The sequence below is a fragment of the Mucilaginibacter sp. P5_A4 genome, from assembly GCF_056400605.1.
The window spans coordinates 12,595-27,737 of sequence record NZ_JBFUKX010000064.1; the positions used below are offsets into that span (position 1 = coordinate 12,595).

General features: G+C 39.6%; 15 protein-coding genes. 8 read left to right on the forward strand and 7 right to left on the reverse strand.

What is annotated here, in order from left to right:
• Positions 1–20: 20 nt before the first annotated feature.
• The 4 genes from dinB (at position 21) to AC1DQW_RS25085 (ending at position 4,639) form a co-directional block, all read left to right on the forward strand.
• Positions 21–1,205 (forward strand): DNA polymerase IV, encoded by a 1,185-nt coding sequence (gene dinB / locus AC1DQW_RS25070; protein ID WP_477456553.1) that lies wholly within the window; start codon positions 21–23, stop codon positions 1,203–1,205.
• Positions 1,206–1,675: 470 nt separating this feature from the next.
• The gene (locus tag AC1DQW_RS25075; protein WP_477456554.1) at positions 1,676–2,890 is read left to right on the forward strand and encodes an acyltransferase family protein; all 1,215 of its coding nucleotides are present in this window, start codon (positions 1,676–1,678) and stop codon (positions 2,888–2,890) included.
• Between the two features lie 18 nt (positions 2,891–2,908).
• Positions 2,909–3,934, forward strand: a complete 1,026-nt coding sequence (locus AC1DQW_RS25080; RefSeq protein WP_477456555.1) for a sensor histidine kinase — start codon at positions 2,909–2,911, stop codon at positions 3,932–3,934.
• 3 nt (positions 3,935–3,937) lie between these two features.
• Complete coding sequence (locus AC1DQW_RS25085; RefSeq protein WP_477456556.1) at positions 3,938–4,639, forward strand: LytR/AlgR family response regulator transcription factor; 702 nt, start codon at positions 3,938–3,940, stop codon at positions 4,637–4,639.
• Between the two features lie 7 nt (positions 4,640–4,646).
• On the opposite strand, the gene AC1DQW_RS25090 is transcribed toward AC1DQW_RS25085, so the two are convergent.
• The 4 genes from AC1DQW_RS25090 to AC1DQW_RS25105 are packed head-to-tail and all read right to left on the reverse strand — an operon-like array spanning position 4,647 to position 6,851.
• A complete protein-coding gene (locus tag AC1DQW_RS25090; protein WP_477456557.1) occupies positions 4,647–5,174 on the reverse strand; it encodes a GNAT family N-acetyltransferase in 528 nt (175 codons plus the stop codon).
• A 30-nt stretch (positions 5,175–5,204) separates the two neighbouring features.
• Complete coding sequence (locus AC1DQW_RS25095; protein ID WP_477408698.1) at positions 5,205–5,795, reverse strand: hypothetical protein; 591 nt, start codon at positions 5,793–5,795, stop codon at positions 5,205–5,207.
• Positions 5,782–6,279 carry an RNA polymerase sigma factor gene (locus AC1DQW_RS25100; RefSeq protein ID WP_477420401.1) on the reverse strand — a complete coding sequence of 166 codons (498 nt, stop codon included), beginning with the start codon at positions 6,277–6,279 and terminating at the stop codon, positions 5,782–5,784. The genes AC1DQW_RS25095 and AC1DQW_RS25100 overlap by 14 nt, the downstream gene beginning before the upstream one ends.
• 44 nt (positions 6,280–6,323) lie before the next feature.
• Positions 6,324–6,851 (reverse strand): hypothetical protein, encoded by a 528-nt coding sequence (locus AC1DQW_RS25105; protein WP_477456558.1) that lies wholly within the window; start codon positions 6,849–6,851, stop codon positions 6,324–6,326.
• 177 nt (positions 6,852–7,028) lie between these two features.
• Between AC1DQW_RS25105 and AC1DQW_RS25110 the strand changes: the two genes are divergently transcribed.
• From AC1DQW_RS25110 to rpmA, 4 genes are all read left to right on the forward strand, one after another.
• Positions 7,029–8,402: a dicarboxylate/amino acid:cation symporter gene (locus AC1DQW_RS25110; protein ID WP_477456559.1), complete on the forward strand. Its 1,374-nt coding sequence runs from the start codon at positions 7,029–7,031 to the stop codon at positions 8,400–8,402.
• A 228-nt stretch (positions 8,403–8,630) separates the two neighbouring features.
• On the forward strand, positions 8,631–9,050 hold the full coding sequence (locus tag AC1DQW_RS25115; RefSeq protein ID WP_477456560.1) for a hypothetical protein: 420 nt from the start codon (positions 8,631–8,633) through the stop codon (positions 9,048–9,050).
• A 75-nt stretch (positions 9,051–9,125) separates the two neighbouring features.
• Entirely contained in the window at positions 9,126–9,434 is a 309-nt protein-coding gene (gene rplU, locus AC1DQW_RS25120) for a 50S ribosomal protein L21 (RefSeq protein WP_477409468.1), read from the forward strand.
• 50 nt (positions 9,435–9,484) lie between these two features.
• A complete protein-coding gene (gene rpmA, locus AC1DQW_RS25125) occupies positions 9,485–9,883 on the forward strand; it encodes a 50S ribosomal protein L27 (protein WP_477456561.1) in 399 nt (132 codons plus the stop codon).
• A gap of 220 nt (positions 9,884–10,103) precedes the next feature.
• Here the strand turns inward: rpmA and AC1DQW_RS25130 are convergent, their stop codons facing one another.
• The 3 genes from AC1DQW_RS25130 to rnr all read right to left on the reverse strand — a co-directional run bounded on the left by AC1DQW_RS25130 (position 10,104) and on the right by rnr (position 14,890).
• Complete coding sequence (locus tag AC1DQW_RS25130; protein ID WP_477456562.1) at positions 10,104–11,696, reverse strand: M1 family metallopeptidase; 1,593 nt, start codon at positions 11,694–11,696, stop codon at positions 10,104–10,106.
• 13 nt (positions 11,697–11,709) lie between these two features.
• Positions 11,710–12,684 carry a polyprenyl synthetase family protein gene (locus AC1DQW_RS25135; protein WP_477456563.1) on the reverse strand — a complete coding sequence of 325 codons (975 nt, stop codon included), beginning with the start codon at positions 12,682–12,684 and terminating at the stop codon, positions 11,710–11,712.
• Positions 12,685–12,754: 70 nt separating this feature from the next.
• Positions 12,755–14,890 carry a ribonuclease R gene (gene rnr / locus AC1DQW_RS25140; RefSeq protein WP_477456564.1) on the reverse strand — a complete coding sequence of 712 codons (2,136 nt, stop codon included), beginning with the start codon at positions 14,888–14,890 and terminating at the stop codon, positions 12,755–12,757.
• Positions 14,891–15,143 lie beyond the last annotated feature (253 nt).

Here is a 15,143-nt window from a genome sequence, read left to right on the forward strand (position 1 = left end):
ATTTATTTTCATATTTGTGTATGGAGCAAAAGCGGTATATCGTACACATCGATCTCGATTCATTTTTTGTATCGGTGGAGCGCAAATTTAATCCGGCGCTCATTGGTAAACCTGTGCTCATTGGCGGCTCGGCAGATAGGGGTGTGGTGGCTTCATGCAGTTATGAGGCGCGTAAATTTGGTATTCACTCTGCCATGCCTATGAAACAGGCCATGAAACTTTGCCCGCATGCTATTATTGTACGGGGCACACATGGGCGTTATTCTGAAGCATCGCGGCAGGTAACAGAGATTATACATGATTCGGTACCGCTTTACCAGAAATCCTCTGTAGATGAATTTTATATCGACCTTACCGGAATGGACCGCTTTTATGACTGTTATCAAATAGCGTGTAACCTGCGCCAAAGGGTGATCAGGGAAACGGGCCTGCCTATCTCCTTTGGTATGGCATCGGGCAAAACGGTGGCTAAAATGGCTACCAACGCGGCTAAACCTAATGGGCAGCTGTTTATTAAACATGGCGAGGAGCTTCAATTTCTGGCGCCGCTGCCCATCAGTAAAATTCCAGGTCTTGGTGAAAGCACCAGTCAAAAATTGTATCAATATGGTATGGAAAAAATTGGCGATTTGCAACGTACCAATATCCGTTTCCTGGAAGCTGTTTTTGGTAAAATGGGCATTTTCATTTGGGAAAAGGCACATGGAATAGACCATAGTGAGATCATACCGCATTGCGACCGTAAATCCATATCAACAGAACATACCTTTGGCGTAAATGTTAACGATCAGCGAACATTGGAAACTATCCTGGTATCTATGACGGAAGAATTATCCTCCAAACTGCGCAGGGAAAACAAACTGGCATCGTGCCTTGCTATCAAGATCCGTTATGCCAACTTTGAAACCCATACACAACAGCAAAAAATTGCCTTAACCGCTGCCGAACATATTTTATTACCCGGGATTAAAAACCTGCTCAAAAAAGCCTGGAACCAGCACCGGCCTATCCGATTGATAGGAGTAAGGCTCAGTAACCTTGCCAGCGGCCGTTACCAAATCAATCTGTTTGAGGATAACGAGGAACGCATCCGCCTTTACCAGGCCATGGATAATATCAATTTTAAATTTGGCGATAAAACTGTTTGCCGTGCAGCAGGTATGGAAATAGGGACGAGGAACTTTAACCCGTTTTTGAAAGATTGAGCCTTGCCGGATGTAGGGTATTTGTTGGATGTTTTTTAGATTTTTGGTATATTTGTATATAAACAAACCGGGCGATTATCTTAAAGGATAATTGCCCGGTTTGTTTTAAAATAAAAAGTCCTGAAAATTCATAGTAGTTAATTAATTATTTGATTATTAATGAATTAAGTATTATTAAACCAGCGTTGAAGGGTACTCAAAAGAGTTTTAAAGGGTACTGGTAAGGTGAATCACAGATGCACGAAAGGTGTGTCAACGGTGCATCAAAAGTACAGGAATTGCCTTCAGGGAATATTTAAAAAGTCTTCGTCCTCAGCGTCTCTTAAAAGAAGTTTTTAGCAGATTAATTTCGCGTGTTTGTGTTATGGTGCAGGTTTAATTTTTACCATTGGTCAAAGCTTTATAACCATTGGTCAAACTAATTTTACAGCGCTGGTTTCAGTTGCTTCTTTTGAGAAAAAAAGRAAAAAATGGAAACAACACAGCGCCAAACTTACCTCGACTGGTTAAGAATCTTATCGATACTGGGTGTATTATTTTTTCATTCGGCTATGCCTTACGTCGCCGAAGACACCTGGCATATAAAAAATGCCGAGACCAGCAATCTGATGATGGAATCAAATCATTTTTTGCACCTTTTTCGCATGCCGCTGCTCTTTTTTATTTCTGGTACCGTGAGTTACTACATGATGCAGCGGCGATCTACTCTTACCTTCATCGGTTTACGCTTCCGCAGGCTGTTTATTCCCCTTTTGGTGGGCATGTTTATCATTGTTCCGCCGCAGATATATATGGAGCGGCTGGCGCATGGATACAAAGGCAGTTTTTGGGACTTTTATCCAGGTGTGTTTAATTTTGTACCTTATCCTAAAGGTAGTTTTAGCTGGCATCACCTTTGGTTTATTGCCTATTTGTTTATTTACGATTTAATATTTGCCCCTGTATTTGCCTGGATGGTATCACCCAAAAGCGATGGATTTAAACAAAAACTCGCCGTATTAGCCGGAGGGAAATGGATTTACCTGTTAATGCTGCCCGGTATCATTTGGTTTACCTTATTGAGCTGGCAATTACCCGAAACAAATGACCTTATACATGATGGCTGCTATTTTGTTTACTGGCTGTTGTTTGTTTTAGCAGGTTTTATATGCATTGTACAGCCTAAACTAATGGATAGCCTGCAACGAAACCGCCGTTTTACTTTAACTATTGGTTTTTTGAGCCTCATGTTATGGGAATGCCTGAGGTGGAATGGAATTGAACCCCTGCACGCCCGCTGGCCATTTCAAAATATATTGTTTAGCTATGCTTTTACTGCTTTAAGGCCAATAATTGCTTGGGGATGGGTATTGGCGTTGGTTGGCTATGGCAAACAATACCTTAACCGCACCAATAAAGTGTTAAGCTATTTAAACCAGGCTGTGTATCCTTTTTATATCCTTCACCAAACTGTGATAGTGCTGCTGGTTTATTACATTGTGCAGGTACCAAATGAAAGCATCCTGTCGAAATATATTTATACTGTTGGGATCACCTTTTTTATAACTATGCTTATTTATCATTTACTGGTGCGTCCATATGCCTTAACCCGCTTTTTATTTGGGATGAAACCAAAAGATAAACCGCAACGTGTAATGAACATGCATGCAGAAGAAATAAAAACTGTAGCTACACTATCTGCCTGAAATTTGTAATTTACTGATATGAAATTCTTTCGGAAATATATTTCCCCCGCGTTGTATGGCCTGCTGGTATATTTTACCGTAAGGCTGCTGCATGACACTGAACATGATGAAATGTTTTGGAAAAGAGACTGGGTTTTAAATGTCCTTGAAATGAGCTGCAGTGTATTGGTGGGCTATGCAAGCATATATATATTTGAGTGGCTCTTTCGGTTTTATGACAGGCGCTGGCCACTGCAATTTAATTATCGGGGAGTAGTAAGAGAATTAATTATACTGGTGTTTGCTAACCTGGTTTTGGTGAACCTGATATTTACTCCAATGGCTGCATTGACTGACGACGGCCTATCCTGGGGTGATCTGGCAGACCTCACCATGATACCAACCTTATATGCCATTATTTATTATGGCATAGCCCGTAGCAGCACATGGTTAAAGGCCTACATTGCCAACAAGGTACAACTGGAAAAGCTGACTACCGATCAGTTAGAAACCGAACTTAAGTTTTTGAAAGCCCAATATCATCCTCACTTTTTGTTTAATGCATTAAACACCATTTATTTCCAGATGGATGAAGATGTACCGGCAGCTAAAAAGAGTACCGAATTGCTTTMCAGTTTGCTCAGGTATCAGCTTTATGATCAGCAACAGCAGGTATCCATAAGCCAGGAATTGGAATACCTGCGAAATTATATTGAGTTTCAAAAAATAAGGGCAAGCAATAAACTGTGCTTAAATGTTTGTTTTGATACGAAGCTGACCGAACAGCCTGTTTACCCACTGCTTTTATTACCATTGGTTGAGAATGCGTTTAAATACGTTGGCGGAAAATATGAAATTAATATCATTGCAAAGAGCATCGATGGAATGATCGTTTTTTCGGTTACTAATGATGTGCCTGAGAAAATGGAAATTAAATATAACTATAGTGGTATAGGGTTAGAGAATTTGAAAAGACGCTTACAATTGCTTTATCCGGATATACATAAGCTGGTTGTTAACCGCCACGAAAATAGGTTTATAGCAGAACTTGAATTGAAATTTTAGGAGATGGGTTTAATAACTTGTATAATAACCGATGATGAACCTTTTGCAAGAAAAGGCCTGCAGGGGTATGTAGAGAAAGCCGGGTTCTTTAATCTAAAGGCGCAGTGTGAAGATGCAATGGAATTAAGTGATATACTGAAACAACAACCTGTTGATTTGTTATTCCTGGATATCCAAATGCCGCATTTAACAGGTGTCGATTTTATAAAATCATTGCAAAATCCTCCTAAAGTGATATTTACTACTGCTTTTAAGGAGTATGCAACAGATGGTTTTGATTTGGATGTGTTGGATTACCTGCTTAAACCGATCTCTTTTGAGCGCTTTATGAAGGCCGCCTTTAAGGCTAAGGATTATTTTGGCCAGAAGAGCAATGGGAGTGAGGCCAGCTATTTATTTGTAAAAAGTGAAGGCAAGCTGGAAAAGGTTGTTTATGATGAGGTGCTTTTTGTACAGGGTATGGAAAATTATGTGGTGATACAAACTATCAATAAAAAGATAATCACCCACAGCACTTTAAAAGCCTTTGCCGATAAGTTGCCGCTGTGTAAGTTTCTGCAAATCCATAAATCTTACATTGTTGCTTATAATAAAGTTAATTCTATTGAGGGGAATATGTTAGCTGTAGGCCTGCACCAAATTCCAATTAGCAGGCAATTACGGGAACAGGTAATGCATCTGTTGATTAATCAGAATAAGTTATGATACCTTTTTACGTCAATTCCTTCTTCATTAACAGGTCGTTTTGCAAGTCATTTCCCAGTAAAAACTCATGGCTGCCAAATACCTTAAAGCCGTGATGTTCATAAAAACCAATAGCTTTATTATTGTGTTCCCAAACGCCAAGCCAGATATATTTAAAGTGATGATCAATTGCTGTTTGAATAGCGAAATTTAAAAGGTACTGGCCAATTTTTTTACCATGAAACTCACTTGAAACATAAATACGTTCCACCTCAAGGGCATCGGGATCTTTAAATTCAGATTGAGCTTCAGCAAAGTTTAATTTAAGATAACCAGCTATTGTGCCGTTAAATAGCGCAAAGTAAAATTGCGAGCCGGGGTTTTCAATTTCGGCCCTTGTGCGTTCCGTAGTAAATGCTTTGGCCGCATATGCGGCCATGTTGTCAGCATCATTGAGCGGAGCAAAAAAATAAAAGAATGTATCCTTGCTAATAGTCAGCAAAGTGTCAACATCAGCTGTAGTTACTTTTTGAAGGGTAATAGGATTGTCCGTCATTTTAAAATGAAAATTTCGGTGCAATAATAACTAATCAAATTGTTCTTTCAGCCTTACCAGACGATCGATCATCAGGTTAAGCTTCTCTTCCTCGTTCTTAAACATTCTTGGCTTTAAATAAAATGTGGTAAACAAAAACCAAATAATGATTGATGTATAAGTTACTATTTTAAATACCAGGGAGGAGTTTTCAAGCACTTCAATAAAGTAAAGCGCAAGCCCGGCACTTATCATCAATATATAAATGTAATAAAACCAGCCAATAACTTTCGATCTGGTTTTTTGGTATTCTTTCAAGCTTTCAAGGTACTCAGATGGGTTTATCGTAGCATCGCGCTTGCTGAGGATATGATAATGCCTTACTGTGAGCGACAGGTACATGAGCATGGTAATCAATACCAGCAATATACCCGCCGTAGTAACGCCCGACTTGAATGCCAGGAAAAATGTAACGATGGCCGCAAATATGGTGATAGCCACCATGGCCACTATAGTCCAGTACAACTTATTAGTTATGCTGCGAATCCCCTTCTTTACCTGCTTCAGCACCTCATCCACTGAAAGCTGATCTTGTTTTGGCTGTCCCTGCCAAACCGACATCAAATGATCAAAGTCTTTCATACTGGTTATATAATTCTGTTAATTTTTGTTTTATACGATAAATCTTCACCCTCAGGTTTCCTTCCGATATGCCCGAAACTTCTGCGATTTCGGGGTAGGGTACTTCGTCGAGTACCAATGTTATTATTATTCTTTCTGATTCTTCCAGTTTTGATATACACTTATATAACAATGCAACTTTTTCGTTTTTGTCTGATAGCTCCTCTCGTTTGGTTTCTGCTATCTGGGGGGTGAGCTCGTCTTTGGCCTGTCGCTTTTCCGATCGTAAATAAGTTAAACACGTATTTACAGCAATGCGGTAGATCCACGTGGAAATCATGGCCTGGTTACGGAATTTATCAAGATTTTGCCATACCTTTAAAAAGGTTTCCTGTAAAAGGTCGTTCGCGGCATCGTCATCGCCGGTATAACCATAGCACAAATGGAATATCTTTTTAGAATTAGCTTCATATATTTGCTTGAACGCTGCTTCTTTGTTGGCCACAATTAATAGATTTTTATAGTTTAGATTGCCGATGGCTAAATATGTTACAACAAGTAATCATTCTTTTTAAACCATGTGAGCTTTTTTTCAGCATCGGTTATTAAATTATTATAATTCTCAGCGTAATCAAATTGGAGGTCTTCATGCAACTTGTTTATCAGATTCTTTATTTTCTCAACCTGTCTTGTCAAAATTAACCGGATAGGTTTGTAGGATGTTCGCCTGTCGGCATATTCCAGGTAATTGCTGCAAAAATTCAGCAAAAGCTCTATCTCCACTCCCTTTGATCCTGTGAATTTAGTGTATTTACTAAGTAATCTTAAAATTTTACGCATGCCCTTAGCCGCATGGTAGCTTAAAGCCGGCAGTTGACTAAACATAAACCCGGCTTCGGCTTTTACTTTTTCAATAAAAGCTGCCTCATCATAGGCTTCAAATAACAGGTAAGCTAATAATTCTTTGTTTTCTTTTTTATAACGTGCCAAACGGAGCAATAACTCGGTTAACTGTTCAGGGGGCAGGTGCTGAATCTCTTTCTTTATATGCTGTAATCCGTAGGTAGTAACCGTCATGCTGTGTTAAAGTTGGGCAAAATACTAATTAGAATCAAGATATTTAGCATCAGGAACCAAGACAGACACGCCTGTTGGAAACAAATGGATAAGAAAAGCTTATATTGATTCTGGTCTCTTGATTCCTGGCTCTTAACAGAGTTAAAAATTTGTACTTTTACAGCCTTAATAAAATCGATGAACAAAAAAAGTAAACTAACGCTCTACATTTTTGTAGCCCTTATTTTGGGTGTAATAATGGGATATATTTACAATACTAATGTAATTAATACCATAAATGCCAACATCAGCACCTCCGAGGCTGCTATAAAAAACATCGATAAAAGCCTGCTTGCATCTACGGATACAACAACCGAAGTTTTTAAAAATCTAAAACTGCAACGCAAAGCTGAAGTAAAAAAACAGCAGGACAACAGCACATTGCGCGAAGATAAGCTAGAGGTCTTTAATGTTTTAAGCAAGATATTCCTCAACCTTATAAAAATGATAGTAGCTCCCTTGGTGTTTACAACGCTGGTTGTTGGTGTTGCCAAGGTGGGGGATATTAAGGCAGTTGGCAGGATTGGCGGCAAAACCATGCTTTGGTTTATTAGCGCCACATTGATTTCGTTATTATTAGGAATGTTGCTGGTTAATTTGTTTGAGCCTGGTAAAACCATGCACCTGCCATTGCCCGATAGTCATTTAAGTACCGGGATTAAAAAATCTGCTTTATCATTTACGGAGTTTATTGGGCACGTATTCCCTTCGAGTTTTATAAAATCGATGGCTGATAACGAGATATTGCAGATTGTAGTATTCTCTATGTTTTTTGGTATAGCCACGGCCGCGATAGGAGAGCAGGGTAAAATAGTTATTAAAGCTATGGATGCCATTGCTCATGTAATATTAAAAATTACTGGGTATGTAATGAAACTGGCACCGGTTGCGGTATTCGGTGCTATTACAGCTGTAATTGCTAAACAAGGGCTTGGTGTTTTATCTACTTATGGTATTTTTATAGGGGAATTTTACTTTTCGCTGGTATTGCTGTGGCTGATCATTATACTGGCTGGTTTTATTGTATTGCGCAAACCGGTATTCAGACTTATCAATAACATCAAGGATGCTATGCTGATTGCTTTCAGCACATCAACCAGCGAGGCGGCGTATCCGAAGGTTTTATTGGAACTTGAACGTTTTGGGTGCAGTAATAAGATTGTAAGTTTTGTTTTGCCACTGGGCTATTCGTTTAATTTGGATGGAAGCATGATGTACATGACCTTTGCATCGTTGTTTTTGGCGCAGTCTTATGACATTCATTTGTCGTTCGGTCACCAGCTATCTATGTTGTTGGTGCTTATGCTTACCAGTAAGGGAGTTGCAGGTGTGCCGCGTGCTTCGTTGGTTGTTATTGCGGGGACGCTATCTATGTTTAATATCCCCGAAGCTGGCTTGTTTTTACTTATAGGGATTGATCCAATATTGGATATGGGCAGATCGGCTACGAATGTTTTGGGCAACGCAATGGCTACGGCTGTTGTTAGCAAGTGGGAGGGGGAATTGGAATAATTCCAGGAGCTATTATAAAAGCGTCATTGGTACGAAGCAATCCCCGGTTAACAAAGCAACTCTGGATCGTATAGAAATTGCTTAGTGCTTCGCAATGACGGTTAGAAGAAAATTATCAATAATTAAAACATAATTCATTAATTAAAAATGTCAAGTCGTACCAAAAAAATATTTCTAATCTTTACTATTGTTGTTCCGTTTCTGCTTTACTGTTTTTACTACTATGGCATGATGATAAAAAACGCGCCATACAGGTATGCCGATTTTCAATCAATATCTATTCAATATGGTGAGAAAGACAGCCTGATAAATAAATTTAATTCAAGTACCGGTGATTATCAATACCTAAATAAAAGAGATTCGTTGGTAAAAGTGCAAATCAGGCTCACCGATAATGATCTGCTATACCTGCACCATAAAGCAGCCGACCTGGGTTTCTGGGATTTTCCGGCAAATGAAAAAGGAGATACTACTTCAGCCGATAAGCCAATACGTTACATCATTGAATTTAAATATAAAACCAAAACCAAGAAGGTGATCTTTGATTCGAATTTTGCCGGTGACCCTAAATTAATTGACGCCAACAAACAGCTGATCAAAGAAATAGACCAAAGCTTAACAACAGCCGAAAGAAGGCTGAAAAAATAAAATGTAGGTATGTTGTTTATTAAAATATCAATCCCTATATTTGCACCTCGAATTTTAAAACAATAATTAACAAACATGTACGCAATAGTAAGTATAGCCGGACAGCAATTTAAGGTTGCAAAAGACCAGCAGATCTTTGTACACAGATTACAAGGTGACGAGGGCGCTAGTATTGAATTTGACAGTGTATTGTTAGCAGAAAACGAAGGTTCATTCAAATTAGGTTCTGATTTGAAAGGTGCTAAAGTATCAGCTAAGATCGTGTCTCATTTAAAAGGTGATAAAGTGATCATTTTCAAAAAGAAAAGAAGAAAAGGTTACAAAAAGAAAAACGGTCACCGTCAACAATTTACCAAGATCGAGATCACTGGTATTACATTATAATTTAAAGTTTAACGGGAGTTGTTCTTCAATTCCATAAAAGATATTAAGAAATGGCACACAAAAAAGGGGCCGGTAGTTCCAGAAACGGCCGCGAGTCGCATAGCAAACGTTTAGGTATCAAAATTTTCGGTGGTCAGCCAGCAATTGCAGGTAACATCATCGTTCGTCAACGTGGTACTAAACACAATCCGGGCGTTAACGTAGGTATCGGCAGAGATCATACATTATTCGCTTTAGCCGAAGGTATCGTAATTTTCAAAAAGAAAGCTGACAACCGTTCATACGTTTCAGTTGTTCCTTTTGCAGAAGAGGTTGCTGAAGTAGTAGCAGCACCTGCTCCAAAGGCGGTAGCCGTTGAAGCAGCTCCTGTTGTAGAAGTTGTAGCAGAAGAAGCACCAAAAGCTAAGAAAGCGGCCGCTAAAAAAGCAGACACTGAAGCAGCTGAGTAATTGGCTGATACTTTATAAATATTTAAAAGCCCCGGTCAATTTGATCGGGGCTTTTTTAATGCTTATAAATCTCCATTTGGCATCAGGTCACGCATAACTTCTGTAAAAAGGTAAACCGAATCTGTTTGTGTTTTAGGCTTACCTATCTTTTGGGCTTTAACGCAGGATGAGAATATTATGATCAATGATGGCAATATTATTTTTTTCCTCCTTGCTGGTGTTATTCAATGATCAGCTTTTTTAAGTAATAGGTATCCGGGTCAATAATTGGCATGCTTTTGCTTACCAGTGTTACTCCTGTTTTATCAAGCGTATAACGTTTGGTAATACCATCGGTGGTTATGTCTATAGGTAACGGCATATCAATATTTAAAAGCTGGACGAGATACTTATCTCCACGTTGTGCTTTTACATGCACTTCCAATTTATTGATAGAATAGATGTATAAATCAAACAATGGTTTCAGATCAATACCTGCGGCTTTACTAAAGTATTCCTGCACGTCGGCAGTAGTAACCAGGTTACTGTAAGTGTATTTAGGATCGGTTACGAAACCTTTCAGGGTAGGGAAGAAGACGGCATCGCCCAGGATATATCTCAGCGTGTGCATAAAAAAGGCCCCTTTACCGTATATGTCGCCGTTGTAAGCAGCTTCTTCGTCTATATCCTTTCCAATAACTAATGGGATCTTGTTGCCAAATGATAATGCAGCCTGCTGAAAGTGTTTTATGTAGGCTTGGTCGCCTTCCAGTTCCCTTATTGGCATGGCATCGCCAAAGGTGCAGATCCCCTCGTGGATCCAGTAATCGGCCCAATCTTTGGCCGTTACCTTGTTGCCCCACCATTCGTGCCCAAATTCATGGTGCATCAGCCAATCAAAATCCTGTCCTCCTAATTTTGAATACCTGAACTTATTGCCATAGGCATTCATGGTTTGATGCTCCATGCCTAAATGCGGCGTTTCAACTATGCCTATTTTTTCCTTAACCCATGGATACTCCCCAAAATATTTCTCCTGGATGTGAATTGTGTGTTCAAAGATATCCAGGTGACGATTGGCCTTTGACGCATCCTCATTTAATACATAAAACTGGATGGGTACTATATGCCCACCAATGGTTTTATATGGTCTGCTTACTACTTTATAATCGCCGGCATTAAATAATATGCTGTAGTTATTGATGCTGTAATTGGTTTTCCAATGGTAAGTGGCTGTATTATTTTGCTTTGTGACTTTTTGTAATAAACCCGGACCTGCTACTACCAGGTCTTTGGGAACTGTAATTATCATATCCACACCTTCATTTGGCTCGTCGGAAGGGTGATCTTTACAAGGAAAGTACAGTTTCCCACCGGTACCCTCAGCGGTGATAGCCATCCACTGATGCCCGGTTGAGTCATTCGACCAGATAAAGCCATCATCCCAGGGCGGGCGACGGGCCACATGCGGCTTACCGCCGTAAATCACTTTTATATTTGCCTTACCGGAGGGTAATTTTTTTGTTGTGTTTATGGTGATGAGGTTGTTTTGATAAGTATACACCTCCTTTTTTCCGTTGACTAACACATTGCTAATCTGTAAGGAATCCAGCAGATCAAAAAGCAATACATGAGTTGGTTGCGCCATGATCACATCAATGGTAATATAACCATCAATGGTTTTTTGAACGGGATTAACATTAAGGGCGATGGTATAATGCCGCACATCCATAATGGCCTGCTCTGGTTTTAATTTACCGCCGGAAGTTAAGGTTTGGGCATTTGTAATAACGAAAGCAGTTACTCCAATTATAATTAATGGTATTCTCTTCATACCCTAAATATAATCAATACTCCCTCACCAGCAAACTATCGGCAAACTGCCTAAGGTATTGGCGGCGGTCTTCGGATAGGTTGATTTTATCAAGTGCGTCAAAAGCTTTCTCTGCATAGGTTTGCATGGCATACTCAGCATATTGTCTTATATCTAATTGATCGTAAATTGCTGTCACAGCTATTACTTTTTCGGCAGAATCAAATTGTTCCACGTTTAACCAACTGTTCAGATTATCAGCCTGTTCATCCTGAGCGAGTTCAATTGCTTTTATCAGCAGGTACGTTTTTTTGTTGGATAGAATATCCCCGCCAACCTGTTTGCCAAATTTTTCGGGATCGCCATAAACATCCAGGATATCATCCTGTAACTGGAATGCAATACCAAGATTAACGCCGAAGTTGTAAAGCAGCTGCGCATCATTTAAAGCAGCCCCCCCAATAATAGCACCTATCTTTAATGTACCACCCAATAACACAGCTGTTTTAAGCCTTATCATATCCAGGTATTCGTCAATAAGCACATTGTTGCGCTGCTCAAAGCTCATGTCAATCTGCTGGCCTTCACATACGCCTGTTGCTGTTTCATTAAAAACATCCATTACCCGGCGTAAAATGACATCATCAACCTTCATCATCAGCTTGTTGGCCTCCACCATCATGGCATCGCCCGATAGAATGGCCACATTGGCATTCCATTTTTCGTGAACAGTTTTTTTACCCCGGCGAAGCGGGGCTTTATCCATAATATCATCGTGCATTAATGTGAAGTTATGGAACACTTCTATCGCCAAAGCCGGTTCAATGGCTTTATCAACATCACCTCCAAAAAGGTCACAAGCCATCAGGAGTAGGCTGGGTCGAAGGCGTTTGCCTCCAAGGGCAAGTATATAACTTATTGGTTCATAGAGTTCGGCAGGAGAATCGGGAAATTTTAGCGTATCTACAGCTTTACTAATCAATACCTGCAGGTCTGTAAGTTGTTTCATTTGTTTGTTGTGTAGTTGATCCGGCTGATTAAGTGGATGCTAACCATTCACGTAATCTAACTTAATCAACTTAGTCCTGTACTAACGAAAAATCAATTTGTTTTTTGGTAAGATCAACATTTTTAACCTTGATCCTTACTTCATCGCCCAATTGGTAAATTTTCTTTTTACGCTGACCAATGATACAATAATTTTTCTCGTCCAAAGTATAAAAATCATCAGAGATATCACGCAAACGGATCATGCCTTCACATTTATTTTCAATGATTTCCACATACATACCCCATTCGGTAACGCCGGAGATAATGCCGGTAAACATGTTTCCAACCTGATCGCGGAGGTATTCAGCTTGTTTGTATTTAACCGATGAACGTTCGGCATCAGCTGCTTTTTTCTCCATTTGCGAACTATGGCCGCACAATTTTTCGTAGTGCTCGGCATTGGCAGATTGCCCGCCATTTAAATAATGGAACAACAAACGATGAACCATAACATCCGGGTATCGGCGGATAGGAGAGGTGAAGTGTGTATAATGATCAAACGCCAGGCCGTAATGATTACTGGTTTTTGTTGTGTAAATAGCCTTTGCCATTGAACGGATAGCCAAATGGGTAAGTACATTCTGCTCTTTTTTACCTTCCACATCCTCCATCAGGAAATTAAGAGATTTGGCCGTTTCCTTATCCGATTTGGTATTTATCTTATATCCAAACCTTGCTGCAAACTGTGCAAAGTTTGCCAAAGCCTCTGGTTTAGGCGAATCGTGTGTGCGGTAAACAAAGGTATATTTATGCTTTCCTTTGCCCATTTTACTCACGTACTCGGCCACCTTTCGGTTAGCCAGTAACATAAAATCTTCAATAAGTTTATGGGCATCCTTGCGTTCTTTTACATAAACACCGGTGGGTTTGCCCGTTTTATCAAGTTTGAATTTAACCTCGGTAGTTTCAAAGCTGATGGCGCCATTTCTAAATTTACGATCGCGCAGTTTGTACGCCAATGCATTTAGTTTTAGTATTTCATTTTTAAAATCACCTTCTTCGCTTTCAATAACTTCTTGAACTTCTTCGTAAGTAAAACGCCTATCCGAGTAGATGATGGTTTTACCATACCATTCGTTAATAATATAGGCATTCTCATCCAACTCAAACACTGCCGAAAAGCAGAGTTTTTCTTCTTTGGGACGCAGGGAACACAGGCCATTTGATAAACGCTCCGGCAACATCGGTATTACTCTATCTACAAGGTAAACCGATGTAGCACGTTCCAATGCTTCTTTATCCAAAGCAGAATCGGGTATGATATAGTGCGAGACATCAGCGATATGAACGCCTACTTCATAGTTGCCATTATCAAGTATTTTGTAAGATAAAGCATCGTCAAAGTCTTTAGCATCAAAAGGATCTATGGTGAAGGTTGTAATGTCCCTGAAATCCCTCCTTCTTGCAATTTCTTCTTTGGTAATAACATCAGGTATTTTTTCCGATTCGTGCTCAACCTCTGCCAGGAATGAAAGGGGAAAGCCGTATTCGGCAAGGATGGCATTCATTTCGGTATCATTATCACCCTGAACTCCCAAAATGTGTTTAATCCGCCCTATAGGATTTTTTGCTTCGGCCGGCCAATCGGTTATCTCTGCAACAGCTTTTATTCCATTTTTAGCTCCGTTGAGTTCACTCATCGGGATAAAAATATCATGCATCATTTTGCGGTCGTCCGGGATAAAAAAAGCAAAGCGTTCTGATAGCTTTACAATTCCTGTAAATTCCATTTTAGCACGCTGCAGTATTTCTATGATTTCACCCTCTTTGCGCTTTCCCTTGCTTATGGCGTACACATAAACCTTAACCCTATCTCCATGCAGGGCATTACGTAGTTTGCGTGGTGCAACAAAAATGTCACTTTCAAATTCATCATCGGTAATAATAAAAGCCGATCCGTCGTTGGTGAGATCAACCCGACCTTCAATAAACGTTTTTAATTCAAGTAGCTGAAATTTACCAGGTGAAACTTCTTTGAGTGTTGATTTTTGGACCTCATCCTTTAAAATATCAAATATGATCTCGCGGGATTCGGGATCGCGAACGTTTAATTTAGCAGAAACCTGTTTATAGTTTAGTGGCGTATTGCCGTTTTGTTCAAATATATCAAGTACCATTTGTGTAAGTACCTGAACGATAGAAGAGTTGCTTTTCTTTTTAGACATACAAAAGTATTTGACCAAAGATACGGAATTTAGATGTTAAGAGATTGGGGATAAAGGTCGCAAGATATAGGTGAGGTGTCATTCAACCATAGTTAGATTTGTTCATGCCCGAGAGAGATTCTGTGTTAATTATCAAATAATTTTTAATTTTGTTTTATTAAGGCGGCTTTATGCCAGCCTGTTTAGGGCAGTTCATCGTTGATGGCTGCCCTAACCCATTTATGTGGCCTGAGCATTTTGAACAGATTGATGT

Coding starts and splice junctions, on each gene's coding strand:
- dinB (WP_477456553.1), top strand. CDS start 21: ATGGAGCAAAAGCGGTATATCGTACACATCGATCTCGATTCATTTTTT.
- AC1DQW_RS25075 (WP_477456554.1), top strand. CDS start 1,676: ATGGAAACAACACAGCGCCAAACTTACCTCGACTGGTTAAGAATCTTA.
- AC1DQW_RS25085 (WP_477456556.1), top strand. CDS start 3,938: ATGGGTTTAATAACTTGTATAATAACCGATGATGAACCTTTTGCAAGA.
- AC1DQW_RS25090 (WP_477456557.1), bottom strand. CDS start 5,174: ATGACGGACAATCCTATTACCCTTCAAAAAGTAACTACAGCTGATGTT.
- AC1DQW_RS25095 (WP_477408698.1), bottom strand. CDS start 5,795: ATGAAAGACTTTGATCATTTGATGTCGGTTTGGCAGGGACAGCCAAAA.
- AC1DQW_RS25105 (WP_477456558.1), bottom strand. CDS start 6,851: ATGACGGTTACTACCTACGGATTACAGCATATAAAGAAAGAGATTCAG.
- AC1DQW_RS25110 (WP_477456559.1), top strand. CDS start 7,029: ATGAACAAAAAAAGTAAACTAACGCTCTACATTTTTGTAGCCCTTATT.
- AC1DQW_RS25115 (WP_477456560.1), top strand. CDS start 8,631: ATGATGATAAAAAACGCGCCATACAGGTATGCCGATTTTCAATCAATA.
- rplU (WP_477409468.1), top strand. CDS start 9,126: ATGTACGCAATAGTAAGTATAGCCGGACAGCAATTTAAGGTTGCAAAA.
- rpmA (WP_477456561.1), top strand. CDS start 9,485: ATGGCACACAAAAAAGGGGCCGGTAGTTCCAGAAACGGCCGCGAGTCG.
- AC1DQW_RS25130 (WP_477456562.1), bottom strand. CDS start 11,696: ATGAAGAGAATACCATTAATTATAATTGGAGTAACTGCTTTCGTTATT.
- AC1DQW_RS25135 (WP_477456563.1), bottom strand. CDS start 12,684: ATGAAACAACTTACAGACCTGCAGGTATTGATTAGTAAAGCTGTAGAT.
- rnr (WP_477456564.1), bottom strand. CDS start 14,890: ATGTCTAAAAAGAAAAGCAACTCTTCTATCGTTCAGGTACTTACACAA.